Origin of the sequence: Ekhidna sp. (assembly GCF_963691765.1) — a bacterium.
Lineage (GTDB): Bacteria > Bacteroidota > Bacteroidia > Cytophagales > Cyclobacteriaceae > Ekhidna.
This window is the reverse complement of record NZ_OY829375.1, coordinates 578,156-595,709: the sequence shown is the minus strand read 5'-3', so window position 1 is coordinate 595,709 and position 17,554 is coordinate 578,156. Positions and strand designations below refer to the sequence as shown.

Here is a 17,554-nt window from a genome sequence, read left to right as displayed (position 1 = left end):
TCTCATTTTCCAATGCTCAGATCGGACGTTATCTTGCATCTTAGATTTTTGCAATAAAATCTTAAAAATTTCACTTTGAAGAGAATATTCACCACTGCGTTCATTTTTGCTGTATTAAACCTGCCTGCTCAGGTTTTTGAGGCTGGATATATTCAAGACTTGGTTAAGAAGGGAACCGATCATATATATAATGCTACGCCAGACTCTGCTGAGTTTTATATAGCAAAAGCCGAGACACACCTTCCGCAGCACCCAGTGATACCTCTGATGAGAGCAATGACTATTCTTTGGGCCAATATTCCAACAATTTCTGAAGACCTCTTTGTAAAGATGGAAGTACAATTAGATTCTGCAATACTCCTAGCTAAGGAGGCAGATTCTAGTTTAGAAGACCCAGAGATGATCTTTTTTGCAATGGCTGCATATGGATTGTTGGCTGAATATTATGCTGATCAAAATCATACAATGAAGGCTGTGGGAGAGGCCAATAGGGCTTATGGGTTAATGAAAAAAGGATTTGAAATTGTAGACGAGCATCCTGAGTTCTTACTCACTACTGGCTTATATAACTATTTCAGAGAAAAATATCCGGAACGACATCCCATTTATAAACCGCTCCTATGGTTCTTTCGAGGAGGTGATATGGAGTTAGGATTGAGTCAATTAGAAAAAGCTCGTACTGCTTCATTTCTAACAAGGGTAGAAGCGCATGTTTATTTGAGTTACATCTATCTTAGGTATGAATTTAATCCTAAGATAGCACAGCAGTACCTTTCAGAATTATGTGAGTTGTATCCAAATAACTTTTATGCTAAAGCAAAGTATTTAGAATCTTTGGCAAACCCTGAGGATTTTGAAGACGTACCGATTGACATTATTTATTCACTGATAAAGCATGAAAGTCCTTACTATAAACTAGCTGGCTATGTTTTTTTAGGGTACTTCGAAGAGGTTATTGTTAAAAATCAAGATAAGGCGGAATATGCCTATCGACTAGGCCTTGAGTATGGAGATGAAATTCCTGATCACGGCGAGTACTTCAAGAGCTTTGGATATTTAGGTTTAGGGCGTGTCCTAGCAAATAAGGAAGAAAAAGAGGAGGCTAAAGACTTACTTATTCTTTCTTTGAAGTTTGCAGAAACTGAACAAGTAGAATCTGAGGCTAAAGAGCTATTATCTAAGCTTTGAGTACCTATTACACTATCGATTCGCCTGTGGAGGGGCTTTACAAGGAAAAAGGAAGTAAATTTCTTGCTTTTGCTTATCCTGTGATTTCAGAACAGGAAGTAAAGGATTTGCAAGATGAATTAAGGAAAAAATACTATGATGCACGGCATCACTGCTTTGCCTGGGTTATTGGTTTGGATGATCAGTCATGGCGAGCCAACGATGATGGTGAACCAGCTCATTCTGCTGGTGATCCGATCCTAGGTCAGATTAAGTCAAATGATTTGACCAATGTTCTTGTAGTTGTTATTCGATATTTCGGAGGAACTAAGCTGGGTGTTGGCGGATTAATTAATGCATATAAAACAGCAACAGAAGCAGCTTTAAATAAAAGTACTAAGAAAGCTATCTATGAAACTAAACGCCTATTAATTCGATTTACTTACGATGACATGAGTGTTGTAGAACGACTTATGACAGACTTTGAGATCGAAGTAATAAGACGTGACTATCAGTTGGAATGTATACTTGAAGCTTCGATTAAGAAGGATATAATTTCTAGTTTCAAAGAGAAAATTGCAGATTTATATACGATAAAATTTGAATTTGAAGAATAATGCAGGCCTCAGAATTAAAGAAATTGTACGAAAGAGATATGGACCGACTATCAGCAGAGCTTGAAGCGTATTCCAATGAGGAATTACTCTGGGTTAAGGTTGATGGAATCAATAATTCTGCTGGAAATTTATTTATGCACTTGTGCGGTAATCTTCAACATTTTGTTGGGGCAATTCTTTTGAATTCAGGTTATGAACGCAAGCGTGACTTTGAGTTTGATGGTACCATATCGTTGGATGAAATAAAGTCAGGCGTAGATAAAACTAAGCAAGTGGTAGTTGAGTACTTATCCAATGCTGACGAGCAATCATTTCAGTCGAGTTATCCTCTTTCACCATTTGGTTATCCGATGTCTGTCGGATACTTTCTTATCCACCTTCATGGACACCTTAATTATCATCTCGGTCAGATAAATTATCATAGAAGAATACTATCCGAAACTTCCTGAAACGCATCATTTTGGCGCTCTTCTAAGAATATTTCAATCCAAAATTCCTTAATCGTGAGGAAAGTGACGTTTATCTAATATTTCCCAGAGATGAACGAATGAGGGACTTTTGTTATAAAAATCTTAGCTAACCTTGAGTCATAAAGAAATTCAAAGACAATCCATAGCTGGTTGAATTAGAACGGAGTTGCTTTGGTGAGGGCGCTCCGTTTGCTTTTTATCCCCAATGTGTTTTTAAATAAAAAAGGTCATGAATTTCATGACCTATAAAGTTTCTCACAAGCTTAATTAAATCAAGCCTTTCTCATTTTCCTTGAAACCTTAATTCCAAGAATGGCTATTGCTAACGAAGCTACAATTAGGGTAATTTTCTTTTTCATATTTCTACGTCATAATTCAACTTAAAAACCCCTAAAAAATAACTGGATTATGGAACAATAACTGTTGCAACACTGCTAGAAACTGCCCCAAAATATCCAAGCACTTGTTCAGATTCATCATCTACATAAAACAGGTTGCCTTCTACAATTGCTGGAGTAGTTCCAGATGAAGTGCCAAGCGTAGTAATTTGGGATTTAAGGAGGGATAGATAGCTATGAGAGCTAAAGGATATAGTTTGAAGTTCGACCGTCATTTCATCATTGGAATCATATCCGAAAATTTGAAAATTGTTTGGAATCAAATTACCATCAAATAGCCGATCACTTTGGACGGTAATAGGTTCAGGGGAATTAAAAATTTCCTGGTTCTTATAAAATACCCAGCGATAATAATTCTCCTCTCCAATAGGATCTCTAGTTGTGATTTTAGGATAAAACACAGTGATCTGCTGATCAGAATCATTGGGATCATTTTCTTCAAAAGAATCAATTTGCAAATTCCCTACTGAAGTAGGTATTGGCATTATATCCCATAATGATTGGATTTCTTGATCGTCTACAATAATGCGTAACCTGTATTCAATTCCGGGTGTCCCGCGATACTCTGTATCAGCATGATAGTAGCCATCATTGGCGTAGCTGTAGGTGAAAACTTCACCTATCCTAGACTGAATGATTACTTCAGCATCATCTATAGGAAGTACTTCATTATTATCAGCAAAGCCATTCGAACGCGTCAACCGGATCCGTTGGTTTCCTAATGAGTCGGTTAGCCAACCTTGTATTACAACCAAGTTTTGCGGAGAAGGCAGGTCTACTACAACAACTTTTTCGCAAGCCATCAATACAATGAACGATATGATTAATAGCTTCTTCATTTAAAATTTGAAGTTGTAAGTGATTGCAGGAATAATCGTTCCGAAAATCGAATATTTTACAACTTGTGCCGTACCCGGATCAATCGGAGATTCTCTAAAAAAATATGAATATGCATTTTGCCGCGCATAAACGTTGTAGATAGTGAAAATCCAATAATCCTTGTTTTTCCTTGTTTTTCCTTTCTTTTTCACTTCTCTACCATCCCATTTGACGGATAGGTCCAATCGATGATAATTTGGAAGTCTTGCATTATTTCTAAACTCAAAATGTGGTACCAGATTGTTTTCAAAAACGTATTTGTCGGTAGGAAGGGTGACTGGTATTCCAGTATTAAAAACGAAGTTTGTAGAAGCGCTCCATCTTCGAGAAATCTGCATGTTCCAAGAAGTAGCAAAATCATGCGTCTTATCATGATTTTCAAGTACAAATCGTTCGCTATTATTTTCAGGAATCCTGCTTTCGGCTCTTGAGAGTGTATAACTAATCCATCCTTTGAGACGACCCGTTTTTTTCCTCGCAAATAATTCCAAACCATAGGCCCTGGCTTGACTAAGGATCAATTCTGTTTCTATATTCTCATTGAAGACCAAATCAGCGCCATTTCGGTATTGAATGTTGTTGCTGATGTCTTTAAAGTATATTTCCGATGATAGTTCCCAAGTATTGTCTTTAAGATTTTTGTACAATCCCAACGTATATTGATTGGTCGTTGTTGGGGGGATATACCTGTCACTGAGTTTCCAAATGTCGGTTGGTTCAGGAGAAATTGTATTAGATATTAAATGCAGGTATTGGGCAGTTCTTGAAAAAGCTGCCTTTACAGCAGTCTTGTTGTTCACTCTCCAATTAATAGCAATCCTTGGCTCTAGGATGTACTTCTTGTCTATAACTTCAAGATTGTCGAATCTTAGTGTATCAATGATTGTAGAGTCTGCAAAAGGGAGACCTTCTTGATAGTCAAACACAGTTCCTGATCCTAACGTATGAAGACTGCTTAATCGGAGTCCATAATTTAAGGTGAGATTGTCTTTGCGAGTCTCCTGACTAAAATATGCGGCGGATTCAAGTCCTTGTTCGTTTTCTAATTGTACGCTGTTGGTGCTGCTTGCATTTTGGTCTAGTGGTTCTCTTGATCCGGGAAGAAGTCTGTGATAAACCGCGCTCCACCCAAAGGTAAGTTCATTGTTAGGATTGAGTACATACGTAAAACTCGTCTTCAAACTGTAATCAGCAATCTTAGATCTGCCTATAAATGCACCTGGCTCTTCAGTACTCTCGATTTTGTAATTGTATTCTGAGACAAATGCAGAAATATTTGAAAATAGTCGAGGTGTAAATAGGTAATTCCATCTAAAGTTTAGCATTCTATTACCCCAATTTCTTGTAGAATTCAATCCGGCAATGTTTCTGTCGTTCCCTATGTATCCTGATAAATAATACCTACTTGCCTGACTGTATTTGAAGTTTAGTTTGAGATTCAAGTCCTGAAATCTTATCCTGTTTCTTTGAACCGATGTGCTTGCAAAATCATCAATAGAGAGGTTTAATAAGCTTTGTCTTGCTGAGATTAGATATGAACTTTTTCCTTCATGTATAGGCCCTTCTAGCAGTGCTCGCGCAGATAAAATTCCGATACCTCCCGATACACTGGTTTTATTGGCATTACCTTCCTTTTGTCTCACCTCAATGACTGATGATGTTCGACCTCCATAAGAAGGAGGGATGTAGCCTTTCATAATTCGTACATTGTTGACAGCTTCAGGATTGAATACTGAAATAAGGCCATAAAAATGATTTGGATTATAGATGGTTGCTTCGTCTAGCAATGTAAGGTTTTGGTCAACACCTCCACCACGTACGTGAATACCGCTGGCATCTTCTCCTATAGCCCTTATACCTGGTTTTAATAGTGCATTCTGAATTACATCGACCTCTCCGAGAAAGTATGGAATTTGACCATCTGCTTCAGAGATGGTTATCCGATTAATGGATGGGATTGTTTCTGATAGATTTACATCATCTGACAAGGACAGAACTTCAACCTCTTTTAACTCTGTAATTTTTGGTGCAATCGATACATCCAAATAGGTAGTGCGGTATAAAGAAATTTCTGTTGTAGTACCACGGTAGCCAATATGAGAGTATTCTAAATTATATGTTCCTTCTCTTAATGTGATTGAATAGTAACCATATCCATTTGTTGTTGTGCCAAGATTGGTTCCTGCGACTTGAACAGTGGCTCCAATTATATGTTCTCCTGACTCAACGTTTTTTAAAACGCCATGGACGGTATAGTTCTGAGGAATGTGTGGTGAAAGTATTATTTGACTACCCGAAAAAGTAATATCTGCAATCAGGTTCTCTTTAAGATAGTCGAGAAATTTTCGTGGGGTAGTACCCCTGTCTATGTCTAACGCCTGATTTGTGAGTTTATCAGCACTATATGCGATATTAAGCCCTTGTGTTCTGAGTGAATCTAATGCATCGAATAAGGTAATCTCTCCCCAAAAACTTAATTTTTGATCAAGTGGGTCTTGTTGAGCCTGTAAAGAGCTCAATCCCATGCAGCAAATGAGAAAGATGCATGCTAATAATCGTGTGGTAGAAAAACGGGTGACAAACACACCCGCAAAAATAATGAAAGGTGTATGCTGGAATTAACAGCCTTTGCCTGAAATTTTTACAGTATCGTTCTTTCTTGAGGTTTTAACATCTAAAGCAGTGCTAATGGTCTTTAAAACAGTGCTTAGTGATTGTTTTTCGAAAGTAACTGTAAGTCTACAGTTTTGAAGTTTATCATTCGATAACTCAAAATCTACGTTGTAGTATTCACCAAGCTGGTCTAGCGCCGTACTTAGCGGAGTGTTATTGAAATTGAAAATGCCATTTCTCCAACTCATGATGTTTTCTGATGGCCTTTCGCTAAACGTAACTGCTGCAGTTTCTCTATTGAAAATAGCTTCATTCCCTGCAGGAACTTTTGTTTGTTGTCCTTCTTTTTCAAAAGCGACCAATCCTCTGTCTACATAAAGCTTAACTTCATTTTCTGTAGTTATAAGATTGAATGCTGTTCCAAGAACTTTCACATCTACACCATTAACATCAATAATGAATGGCTTCTGGCTTTTCTTAATATCGAAGTATGCCTCTCCTTTGAATGCTACATTCCTAGCATCACCAAATTTTTCTGGATAAGTAAAAGATGAATTTTCATTCAATACTCCAATCGATCCATCAGGAAATTCAACACGTACTTTTTGATCAGCTGAAGCGACATAAATTTCAGATGGAGCTGGATTGTATAGGTATACTGTGATTGATAGTATAGCAAGTATTGCTACAGATGCAGCAATTTTCATCCATGCAAATCCTTTATTAGGATTTTGGATCTTTTGATTTAACCTCTCCCAAGCTGCATTTTCGTCTACTTCTGGTGCATCCAAATTTGTATGCTGAAATAGAAACTCAACAAAGCCGTCTTCGCTATCTGAAGGCTGCTCTTGGTTGTTAAGGTGGTTATATACTTCCAGGTCTTTCGCCATACTTATTTAACAGTCAATGTTATTGGGCACTACCCCTAATTTTTTTCACTTTTTTTTAATTCATGTTTTCCTTGTAGTGCTTGTATACGTTTTCAAGCGATTCTCTTAGTTTTTTTAATGCTATTCCCATCTGATTTTCGACTGTTTTTTTCGAAATATCCAACTCTTCCGCTATTTCTTCATACGTCATTCCTGCATTCCTGCTGAGAATAAAAATTTGTCTACACTTCTTGGGTAGAGCGTCCACTGCAGATTTTATATACTTCTTCAGCTTTTCATTCTCTCCTTCATCCTTTTTAGGCATGCTTACACTAAGCATCACCTCACTTACATCCGCCATAGATTGCTGCTTGGGCAACTCCAACTTGATATAATTAAGACACTTGTTCTTTACTGCTGAATACAGATAAGTTTTAAGAGTGGTTTGAATTTCAATGTTGCTCCTTTTTTCCCATATATAGAGAAATACCTCTTGTGCCATTTCTTCAGCAATGGTTGAATCTCTCACATACGTGAATGCGAATCGATGCAATTCTTTGAAATAGCGCTTAAAAATGACCTCATAAGAAGAGAAGTCATTACTTTTCACTTGCTGGAAAAGCAAAAGGTCATTGTCTGAGCTCATTTAATTTATTGAAACGAATTAGTTATTTCTGCGAACAAGCTTAATGATGGATTAGATAACCCAAAAAAGAAGTTCTCCGCGAAGATAGAAACAATCATGTTTTCTTCAGGCATTACGCACAAAAGCTGCCCTAAACCACCTCTAACAAAATAAATTTCATCATGAGGGGTTCCAAATGCGAAAGAAAAATTGTCTCCGAAGCGTTGCCAAATATATCCCTGAGAGAATGACTCTGAAATTTCATTTTGAACAGAAGATGCCTCAATTACAAAGTTTGGATCAAGTATCCTACGACCGTTCCATGTGCCTTCGTTAAGATAGAGGTAACCGAGCTTAGTCCAATCAAGTAGCGTAAGTGTGATTCCATCCCCTCCATTATAGTTGCCTTGGGGATCTGATTCGATTTCCATTGAGGAAATTGTTAGCGCGTCTAGAATATTTTCCTTTAAAAACGTTTCAAAATCTTGATTCGAAACATTTTCGACAATTTTTGCAAGAATCATCCCTGTTCCAGAATTGAATCGATATTGCAACCCAGCAGGTGCTGTTTGAGGTTTTTCTAAAACATATCTAACCCAGTCATTTGCTAATTTCATTTGATTAAGATCATTTTCTAGGCTAAATGGTCGGATGCCTTCATCCCAGGATAGACCTGCTCTATGGCTTAATAAGTGGGCAATTGTTATCTCCGATTTTTCTGGATTATCTTCAAATATTTCTGAATATGAAGGTAGGTATTGTTCTATAGGATCATTGATTGACAGTAACCTTTTATCTTCCGCTACACCAATTGCAGAAAGAGCAGAAATTAACCCTGCGGTTCCGATGTCTACAACAATTTCTCTTTTTCTTAAAGTTGGATCTCTGGTCACTACCCCTACTGAATCTACTACTCGTTGATAGTAATTTTCAAAGACCAGTTTATCATTTTTGATAATGACTAATCCATTGATTTCAAGAAATTGATTGAGTTGTATTAAGTCATTGACTCCCAAAAGAGTTTCTCTTGAAAGTCCTTCCGTATCCGGTAGTGCATATTCCCATACTTCTTGATCGGGACTTACTTCATTCGTAATGTGGCACGCACAAGTGATGAAGAGAAGAAGAATGGGTAGTCTGATTCGCATCAAGTAAACAACGTATAGTTTCCGTGCTGATCTGAGGGAGGAGCAGGGTTCATGAATGAAACATCATTCCCATCGATATCCCTAATTTTAGGTGCTACAGTGTGCGAAATAAATTCTTCCTTGTTTTCCTTATTCAATAGTTCATTTAATTCTTCCTCGCTGTCGGATTCAAGCCACCTTCTTGTTGATGATGCATCGAGCGTGGCAGGCATATCATCCTGAAAATCAACTATTTGATTATTTGCAGGGCGAGTTATCATAATAAATGAATGCTTTCCATCCTCACCTTCTTCCCATAGTCCAGCCACTGAAAAAACCTTCTTATCTGGGTAAAAGAAATAATGTGGTACTTGCTGCTTTTTTGCGACTTTTTTCCATAGATAGAATCCATCCATTGGGATGACACACCTATGAGTTGCCAATTTCTTTCGGTAACTAGCCTTATTCATCACAGAATCCATAGGGAGGTTGAAGAACTTTGGACTCATGGCTTTGTTATTAGACCACATGGCCATGAGGCCCCAATTGAAGAAAGAAATTTTATCCGAATCGACGCTCGTAATTAAAGGCAAGAGTTTCGTTGGTGCCGCATTGAATTGAGGTTCATAAGCTTCTGGAACTTCTGCTCCTAAAACAAGAGCCAACTCATCGGGTTTTAGTGTTATGGTATATCTATCCAACATTTTTGGCAATTTAACACGAGTTCACGGTTACTCAATTTTCATTTTGTGCGAAAACCAATTTTTTATTTGTTGGATGGGTTAATTTTGACTTAAGAATTAATGATGATCAAATGGCTGAAGTAATAAGAATGCCCAAAATGAGCGACACCATGGAAGAAGGTGTGATCGCTTCATGGTTGAAAAAAGAGGGAGAAGAAGTGAGTTCTGGTGATGTGTTGGCTGAAGTGGAAACCGACAAAGCAACTATGGAACTGGAGTCGTATCAAGATGGGGTGCTTTTGCATATAGGAGTAAATGAAAAAGAATCGGTTCCAGTAGATGGTGTGCTTGCCGTGATAGGAGAAAAGGGAGAAGATTTTAAGCATTTGTTAGAGGAAACGAGTAATGGGCAGTCTACCGTAGAGGCAACGTCTGAAGCTGAAAAACCTCAGGCTTCGTCTAGTGAGGCAATAGATACAAGTAACATCAACGCTTCAATTATACGGATGCCAAAGATGAGCGACACCATGGAAGAGGGCGTGATAGCGTCTTGGCTTAAGAAGAAAGGAGATACGGTAGAATCTGGTGATATACTAGCTGAAGTAGAGACTGATAAGGCTACCATGGAATTGGAAGCATATGAAGATGGTACTCTTCTTTATACTGCGGTTTCGGAAGGAAATGGGGTTCCTGTTGATGGTATAATTGCAATCATAGGTGAAGCAGGTGCTGATTATGAGTCACTTCTGAAAGCTGAAGAACAAGGAAGTTCGTCAGCACCAGTTGAGGAAGTGAAAGAAGAAGCACCAGTTAGTACAGCGTCAGCAGCTCCTGCTGCTACCCCTGTTGCTGCTGCTCCTGTTGCTAGTACAACTGCTTCAAGTAATGGTAGAATCAAGGCTTCGCCACTGGCTAAGAAAATAGCTTCAGAAAAAGGCATAGATCTGGCACAGGTAAATGGATCTGGTACTGATGGAAGGATCGTTAAGAAAGATGTTGAAGAATTTACTCCTTCAGCTCAACCACAAGCAACATCTACTGCAACAGCTCAACCTTCGGTTAGTATTCCTCAAGTTGTTGGTGAAGAGCGTTCAGAGAAAGTAGAGCTTTCGCAAATGAGAAAAGTGATTGCTAAGCGCTTAAGCGATAGCAAATTTGCTGCTCCGCACTTCTATTTGACTATGGAGATCAATATGGATAAGGCCATAGAGGCAAGAAAATCCATGAATGAAGTAGCTCCAGTGAAGATTAGTTTCAATGATATGGTGGTTAAAGCTGCATCAGCAGCATTGCGCCAGCATCCAGATGTAAATGTAAGCTGGATGGGAGATCATATGGTGAAGCATTCTCATATCCATATGGGTATAGCAGTGGCCATTCCTGATGGATTAATTGTTCCGGTAGTGAGGTTTGCAGATAATAAGTCACTTTCTCACATCTCTGCGGAAGTGCGAGAGTTGGCTCAAAAAGCAAAAGACAAGAAGTTACAACCTGAGGAGTTCTCAGGAAATACATTCACAATATCCAATTTGGGGATGTTTGGAATAGAAGAGTTTACTGCAATCATCAATCCACCTGATGCATGTATCATGGCTGTTGGTGGAATAAAGGAGACTGTGGTGGTAAAGAATGGTGAAATGAAGCCTGGAAATGTGATGAAAGTAACACTTTCTTGTGACCATAGAGCTGTAGACGGAGCAGTAGGATCAGCATTTTTGAAAACCTTCAAAGAGTTGATGGAAGATCCAGTTAGAATTTTAATCTAAAGAGAACTTATATGAATAGGTCTACCCATGATGGTAGACCTTTTTAGTTTTATAGACTTGAACTTGTTTTGAGATATGGTGGTTTTAAGTCTTCACCCGCTCTAAATGATCATATTACAAATTAGACTAGAATGGAAAAGATAAAATCTACAACCGTCCTTGCGATTAAGCATAATGGCAAAGTAGCTATTGGAGCGGATGGTCAAGCTACACTTGGTAATACTGTAGCAAAATCGAATGTAAAGAAAATTAGGAAGCTAGGCGATGGGAAAATTGTGACTGGTTTTGCTGGATCAACAGCCGATGCTTTCACACTACTGGATCGATTTGACGAAAAATTGAGTTCCTATTCGGGAAACTTGAAACGTGCAGCTGTAGAGCTTGCCAAGGATTGGCGAACAGATAGGTATTTAAGAAAGCTCGAAGCAATGATGATTGTTGCTGATAAGAATGAAGTTTTGGTGGTTTCGGGTACAGGAGATGTCTTAGAGCCTGATAATGATATAGCCTCTATTGGATCTGGAAGTATGTATGCAAGGTCAGCAGCCTTAGCACTAAAAAAGCATGCATCTAACCTTACAGCAGAGGAAATGGTCAGAGAAGGTCTTACTATTGCTGCAGATATCTGTATTTATACGAATCATAATTTAGTTGTTGAGGTTGTAGAGTAACCTCAACCAACTATAAAACTTAATTAATTGCCGATTTTGATCGGCATTTTTTGTTTTGATTTGAAATAGAACTGCTTCTTTTTGGTCTCTTTTACCGAAAAGAAGTTAATTCGCGTTCTATTTGATATATACCCTCAATTAAGAAGCTTGACCACATGAAATCTCAATCATCAACCTTGATTTTGTCAATTGTATTACTAATGAATTTTTCATCAGTTGCTCAAAATTCTCTTCAAGAGAAATACGATGGCATCATTGAATCAACAGAAACGTATGAGCAATACAAGGTGATACCTCGGACAACCATTGATGATTTTTGGATGGAAGTATCCGACACACTCAAGCTAAACAAAGGTGTAATCAATGATTTACAGATAAAAAGGCAAGACCAAGAAGCGTTTATTAAAAAACTTGAAGCTGACATCTTAAATCTGCAATCAAATTTGGATTCCAGCCTTAACCAGAACGATTCGATAAATTTTGTGGGCATATCTTTTTCTAAAGTGGGATACCACCTGATGGTGTGGCTGATAATAGCAGTACTTGCAGCTTTTGGTGTTATCGCTTATTTGATGTTTGCAAGGAGCAATCGTGTTACTTCTCGCGTTAAAAAGGATCATGATGAATTGATAGCCGAGTTTGATGCTCATAAGGACAAGGCTAGAGAAGCGCAAGTAAAGCTAAAGCGAGAGTTACAGACGGCCTTAAATACCATCAATGAACGTAGGTAGTCATTTCTACCTCTCGAAATAACCTAAGTTAATTTTAGGTTAATGACTTTTTTTAGCGGATGATTCAAGCTATTTCATAATAGGTTTGAGGCTGTATGAAGAGCAAGATCACATGGCTTATAATCGCCTCTGTTAGCGGGCTTATAGCTCTTTCTTTGGTTCAGATGTACCTAATTCGTAATACATATGAACTAAAAAAAGAGGCATTCCTTAGCAACACTAAAGATTTGGTTTCTACTATTGATGATTCCTTTACTCAAGTAGACTCTTTACGTTCTTTATGGCGAGACCATATCGTAGACATTACTACAGCATACATTCGGTTAGAGATTCCGAGAGAAGAAGTCTTGATACAGTTTGAAGCTAAAACCAATCAATTAGATCCGATATTTAAAAACGTTGTTTCAGCTGATCTAGAAAAATTAGGTGTCCCTACTTCTCTGAAGTTTCAAAAGCGAGTTCGGTCAATAGTCATTCAGGATTCTTTGACTAATGACACCATTTATTCAAGAAAGAATAATACAAAGACATTTATTCTTGGAGATTCCTTTCAAGGAGAAGAGTATCAATTAGGTGAATCGACATCATTTTCTGAATGTTCTTCTAGCAAAGTGGTAGATGGTAGACAAGTGATCGAGGTGATACGCTTAAATTTTGAAACCGAGACCATTATGAATATTGAAGGGTGGGAAAAGCAGGTGTTACTTCAAATGAAAGGGCTACTTATTTTGTCTGCAAGCATATTTCTTTTTGTAATCGGACTCCTCTTTTATTCAATAAGGAATTTAATTCTTCAGAAAAAGATAGCTGATATCAAAACAGATTTCATAAACAATATCTCTCACGAATTTAAGACACCATTGACAGCGCTTTCAATAGCTTCCAATATGTTGAAAACCGAAGTGAGTAATGATGAAAAAGCCTTTGGCGTAATTTCTATTATTGAAAGACAAAACCTAAAGTTGAAGAAGGTATTGGATCAAGTTCTCGATAAATCCATAAGTTACAATGAAATACAACTTGATCAAGAGCAGGTTGGAGTTGAGGAATTTTTAACATCCCTTCTAGATGATTTTGAATTGACAGTGAAGGATCAAGAAGTTTCTTTGAGTCGTCACCTTGAAGTTTCTAGTGCCATTGTTCTGATGGATCGATTTTATATTTCTACTTCTATCACTAATATTTTAGAAAATGCAGTCAAGTACAATCATGACGAAATCAAGTTGAAATTCAGTGCAGAAGTCAATGACAAACTCATTATTTCGATAGGAGATAATGGTGTAGGGATGTCAGAGAAAGATCAAAAACATTTGTTCGAAAAATTTTATCGAATAACCAAAGATGATACACATGATGTAAAGGGGCTAGGCCTTGGGTTGTACTATGCAAGCCAGATTGTTAAAGCACACCATGGCTCCATTTCTGTTGAAAGTAAAACTGGGCAGGGTAGCTTGTTTACAATTGTGTTGCCTTTACAATAAAGACGAATGAAAAAACGCGTATTACTTGCTGAGGATGATGACGATTTGCGCAATGTTCTAAGCCAATATATGGAAGTATTTGATTTTACTGTAACGTCAGTGAGGGATGGTGTAGAAGCATTAGAAACATTTAATAAAAGCAAATTTGAACTATGTGTTCTGGATGTGATGATGCCTCGTCTTGACGGGTTTACACTAGCTGAGCAAATGATCGAGATAGATCCAGATGTTCCATTTATCTTCCTTACAGCTAGAACTCTTAAAGAGGATAAAATAAAAGGACTTAAGCTTGGGGCTGACGATTACATTGAAAAGCCTTTTGAAGCAGATGAGCTTGTCCTGAGGATGAGTAACATTATAAAAAGGAATAGTAAAACAGAATCAAGCTTAGCTATTGAGGATTCTGAAACAATACCAATTGGCAACTACACCTTACATCCTAAAAGACTTATTCTATCCTTGGATGGTAAGGAGCAAAAGTTGACTAAAAAGGAGGTGGAACTTATTTCATTTCTTGTGTCACATCAGAATGTAGTGTTAAAAAGAGAAGAAATACTCAATGCAGTATGGAGTAGTAGTGATTTTTTCACTGGAAGAAGTATGGATGTCTTTATAAGCAGGTTGAGGAAATACTTCAGAGATGATCCTAAGATAACCCTTGAAAGCATTCGCGGAGTTGGATTAGAATTTCGTGTAAGTTAACGCGCGGGCTGCGCTAAGTTAAAGTCAGGTTAACGTCCTTAAAATTTACTTTTTTGATTGACCGGACTTCTACATTTGGTCTAAACAAAAATGAAAAAGACATGAGACCAACATTATTATCATTATTTATTCTTTTGATCTTCACCGGTGTAGATGCACAAAGCAAAAGCCGGGAGACTTCTCGTACTTCATCTTCAAATGGGGTGAGCTCTGAATCAAGTATTACCAGATCTGATGATAGCTATAAGTTTGACGCCAGATTTAATGCTGATAAGTATGAAGAAATTGAAGATTTGCTAGTCAAGCAACTGGGAAAAAACTATCAGACTACCGGATCAGCTTTAGAATGGAAAGAGGAGGTAAATGGTAAATCCTACTTTAAATGCAGATTAACTGCTACTACATTGAGACTTTCACTTGATAGAGAATTATCATCCCTTGATTTTTATTCAGAAATAGATGACTTGGGTGATGACCTTAAGGAAATAGTACAGAAACATGCACCATGTGAACCTGTTCCTCCAACTCCTCCTACACCTCCAAATCCAAATGGGAGTGACCCTCAAGAAGAAATAAGAAAAGCGGAAATGGAGTTGTTAAAAGCACAAGAAAGACTAGATAGACTCAAGAAAAAAGGTAACAGATAGAAAATAGACTAATTCGCGCATCAATCTTCGATGCGCGGATTCTATCCTAATCTTGGGTTTACAGATTATAGGCGTTCTGCTACTTCTCTTATTACATTTACTAAGTAATCAACTGTTCCCTCGTGCATGCGATGGTTGATCAAACAAGCACGTATCACAAACTTATTCTTAATGGTTGTGGACGTAATAAATACGCGGCCATCTTGCTCAAGAGCTGGGATGAGTTTTCTGTTTATACTATCAATTTCTTCTTCGGTACTACAGTTTCCAGTATATCTAAAGCAAGAAATGGCTAGATCAGATTCTGCGATGAGTTCAAAGTCATCACTTTCCTCCATTCTATTCGATAGGTATTTTGCAAGGTCGATATCTTTCTGAATCATCTCCTTTATGGCTTTTATTCCATAACCTTTTAGACTCATCCAAATCTTTAGTGCTTTAGCATTTCGAGAAAGTTGAAAATAGTGTTCGTTGAAGTTTACTCTCCCTGCTTCTTCCAGCTTGGCGTCCAAATATGAAGCTACCTTGAAATATGATCTTCTTAGCTTATCCCAATCTTTCACCAGCAGACAGCCTCCCTCAAATGTTTGATAAAGCCACTTATGGAAGTCTACAGCCATAGAATCTGCTTTCTCTATGCCACTATATTTCTCTTTTAAAGATTCTAATGTGCCAAGCAGACCTCCGTAAGCTCCGTCAATGTGATACCACATGTTGTATTCTTCAGCAATCAAAGCGAGGGCATCCAAATCATCAATCGCTCCTGTATTTACTGTTCCTGCATTTCCAATAAGACAGAATGGCTTCATTCCATTAGCTATATCTTCTTCAATTTGCTGTTTTAAGGCTTCCAAGTTGATCGTGTAGTCCTCATTCACAGCAACTTTTCGTAGTTGATCGCTTCCAATACCAAGCTCCTCTACACTTTTATCTACACATCCATGGACTTCCGACGATGCATAAACTGTAAAGGGCTGCATTCCAAACAAACCTTTTTTGCGTACTTCTTCTTTCTCAAAGAATATGTTTCTTGCCACAGCAAGACCAGCTAGATTGGCAGCGGAACCACCGCTGACTAAGACACCTGCAGCATTTGAGTCAAAACCGGTGATTTCTCCACCCCATTGGATGACTCGTCGTTCGATTTCATTAATTGCAGGAGCAAGGTGCCATTTTCCAACATTCTGATTTATCGTAGCTGTAAGTTGCTCTGCAATGATGGACAATTGAGTGCCTCCAGCCATTACATAAGCATACATGTATGGCCCCAAATTATTGGTGGCAGTATCCATTACTTTTTCTTTCACCAGCTTCAGGAGTTCTTCTGGCTTCATTCCATGTTCTGGTAGGGGTTCTTCAAACCACTTTTCTACTTCTTTTTGAGGATAATAGTGATAGGCCTTCTTTTCCTCTAAGTTTTCATGTTGCCTTAAGACCAAATCAGAGGTTGCACTTAACAATTCCTTGAAGTGTTCTGGAGCAAAATCTAGTGAGTTACTCATTACTTAATTCGTTTATGGTTCGGGTTTTAAAATCTTTTTGACTGTACAGGATCTCAAGCGATTCTAATTGATCCATGAAGGTGCTGCCTTCTCCAAAGAGCTTTTTAGTTCCTTCTATTCCAGCATCCCATATGGCTTCAAATCCTGGTAAATTGTCCAATGCTTTTTGCGAGAGCGTGTAATTCTTCTTTCTAGAATCATTTTTATCTGCCGAAGCATTCAGGTATCCAGCCTTTTCCATCTTAGTAGCCATAGTTATGACTGATGGATGAGAGAAATGAAGCTTAGAAGCCATTTCTGTTACTGATAGCTGGTCATATTTCTTTAGGAGTTTGAATATCAAAAACCAATTCGGTTCTATGTCTTTCCCTAAAGTTTTATACATCTGACGGCCACTATGCACCATAGCTTCACTTAGTCGTTTTAGGCGAACAGCTAAGCCGAGATATCCAAGTTCATTTACAAAGTCGTATTGCATTATATATGTAGTTGACTACACTAATTTATATAAAATTATGTAGTTGACTACATAAAATGATAAATGTTAATTCCTTAAATGCTAGTTGAATCTATAACCTTTGAATTATTTTCAATAAACAAGGGGTT

General features: G+C 37.8%; 17 protein-coding genes. 9 read left to right on the top strand and 8 right to left on the bottom strand.

Going from position 1 to position 17,554, the window contains the following annotated elements; translation table 11 throughout:
• The first annotated feature begins 75 nt into the window (after positions 1-75).
• From ACY650_RS02820 to ACY650_RS02810, 3 genes are read left to right on the top strand one after another with little or no spacing between them, the layout of a single operon-like run.
• Entirely contained in the window at positions 76-1,188 is a 1,113-nt protein-coding gene (locus ACY650_RS02820; protein ID WP_462251525.1) for a hypothetical protein, read from the top strand.
• Positions 1,185-1,784, top strand: a complete 600-nt coding sequence (locus ACY650_RS02815) for an IMPACT family protein (RefSeq protein WP_462251523.1) — start codon at positions 1,185-1,187, stop codon at positions 1,782-1,784. Before ACY650_RS02820 ends, ACY650_RS02815 begins: the two co-directional genes overlap by 4 nt.
• Positions 1,784-2,233 carry a DinB family protein gene (locus ACY650_RS02810; RefSeq protein ID WP_462251521.1) on the top strand — a complete coding sequence of 150 codons (450 nt, stop codon included), beginning with the start codon at positions 1,784-1,786 and terminating at the stop codon, positions 2,231-2,233. The genes ACY650_RS02815 and ACY650_RS02810 overlap by 1 nt, the downstream gene beginning before the upstream one ends.
• 427 nt (positions 2,234-2,660) lie before the next feature.
• On the opposite strand, the gene ACY650_RS02805 is transcribed toward ACY650_RS02810, so the two are convergent.
• From ACY650_RS02805 to ACY650_RS02780, 6 genes are all read right to left on the bottom strand, one after another.
• On the bottom strand, positions 2,661-3,491 hold the full coding sequence (locus tag ACY650_RS02805) for a DUF4249 domain-containing protein (RefSeq protein WP_462251519.1): 831 nt from the start codon (positions 3,489-3,491) through the stop codon (positions 2,661-2,663).
• Positions 3,492-6,056 (bottom strand): TonB-dependent receptor, encoded by a 2,565-nt coding sequence (locus ACY650_RS02800; protein WP_462251517.1) that lies wholly within the window; start codon positions 6,054-6,056, stop codon positions 3,492-3,494.
• Between the two features lie 93 nt (positions 6,057-6,149).
• On the bottom strand, positions 6,150-7,034 hold the full coding sequence (locus ACY650_RS02795; RefSeq protein WP_462251516.1) for a FecR family protein: 885 nt from the start codon (positions 7,032-7,034) through the stop codon (positions 6,150-6,152).
• A gap of 55 nt (positions 7,035-7,089) precedes the next feature.
• Complete coding sequence (locus tag ACY650_RS02790; protein WP_462251514.1) at positions 7,090-7,659, bottom strand: RNA polymerase sigma-70 factor; 570 nt, start codon at positions 7,657-7,659, stop codon at positions 7,090-7,092.
• 5 nt (positions 7,660-7,664) lie between these two features.
• Positions 7,665-8,786: a serine hydrolase domain-containing protein gene (locus tag ACY650_RS02785; protein WP_462251512.1), complete on the bottom strand. Its 1,122-nt coding sequence runs from the start codon at positions 8,784-8,786 to the stop codon at positions 7,665-7,667.
• Positions 8,786-9,469: an SOS response-associated peptidase gene (locus ACY650_RS02780; RefSeq protein ID WP_462251510.1), complete on the bottom strand. Its 684-nt coding sequence runs from the start codon at positions 9,467-9,469 to the stop codon at positions 8,786-8,788. The genes ACY650_RS02785 and ACY650_RS02780 overlap by 1 nt, the downstream gene beginning before the upstream one ends.
• A gap of 110 nt (positions 9,470-9,579) precedes the next feature.
• Here ACY650_RS02780 and ACY650_RS02775 point away from each other — a divergent pair, with 110 nt between their 5' ends.
• The 6 genes from ACY650_RS02775 (at position 9,580) to ACY650_RS02750 (ending at position 15,446) form a co-directional block, all read left to right on the top strand.
• Positions 9,580-11,214 (top strand): pyruvate dehydrogenase complex dihydrolipoamide acetyltransferase, encoded by a 1,635-nt coding sequence (locus tag ACY650_RS02775; RefSeq protein ID WP_462251508.1) that lies wholly within the window; start codon positions 9,580-9,582, stop codon positions 11,212-11,214.
• A gap of 131 nt (positions 11,215-11,345) precedes the next feature.
• Positions 11,346-11,885, top strand: coding sequence for an ATP-dependent protease subunit HslV (gene hslV, locus ACY650_RS02770; RefSeq protein ID WP_462251506.1), 540 nt, complete (start codon positions 11,346-11,348; stop codon positions 11,883-11,885).
• A 200-nt stretch (positions 11,886-12,085) separates the two neighbouring features.
• Positions 12,086-12,616, top strand: coding sequence for a hypothetical protein (locus ACY650_RS02765; RefSeq protein WP_462251504.1), 531 nt, complete (start codon positions 12,086-12,088; stop codon positions 12,614-12,616).
• A 95-nt stretch (positions 12,617-12,711) separates the two neighbouring features.
• Positions 12,712-14,097 (top strand): sensor histidine kinase, encoded by a 1,386-nt coding sequence (locus ACY650_RS02760; RefSeq protein ID WP_462251502.1) that lies wholly within the window; start codon positions 12,712-12,714, stop codon positions 14,095-14,097.
• A gap of 6 nt (positions 14,098-14,103) precedes the next feature.
• The gene (locus ACY650_RS02755; protein ID WP_462251500.1) at positions 14,104-14,799 is read left to right on the top strand and encodes a response regulator transcription factor; all 696 of its coding nucleotides are present in this window, start codon (positions 14,104-14,106) and stop codon (positions 14,797-14,799) included.
• Between the two features lie 101 nt (positions 14,800-14,900).
• A complete protein-coding gene (locus ACY650_RS02750; RefSeq protein WP_462251498.1) occupies positions 14,901-15,446 on the top strand; it encodes a hypothetical protein in 546 nt (181 codons plus the stop codon).
• A 65-nt stretch (positions 15,447-15,511) separates the two neighbouring features.
• Here ACY650_RS02750 and ACY650_RS02745 read toward each other — a convergent pair whose 3' ends face one another.
• Both ACY650_RS02745 and ACY650_RS02740 read right to left on the bottom strand, forming a co-directional pair.
• Positions 15,512-16,948 (bottom strand): pyridoxal phosphate-dependent decarboxylase family protein, encoded by a 1,437-nt coding sequence (locus ACY650_RS02745; protein ID WP_462251496.1) that lies wholly within the window; start codon positions 16,946-16,948, stop codon positions 15,512-15,514.
• On the bottom strand, positions 16,941-17,426 hold the full coding sequence (locus ACY650_RS02740; protein ID WP_462251494.1) for a MarR family winged helix-turn-helix transcriptional regulator: 486 nt from the start codon (positions 17,424-17,426) through the stop codon (positions 16,941-16,943). The genes ACY650_RS02745 and ACY650_RS02740 overlap by 8 nt, the downstream gene beginning before the upstream one ends.
• Positions 17,427-17,554: the final 128 nt, after the last annotated feature.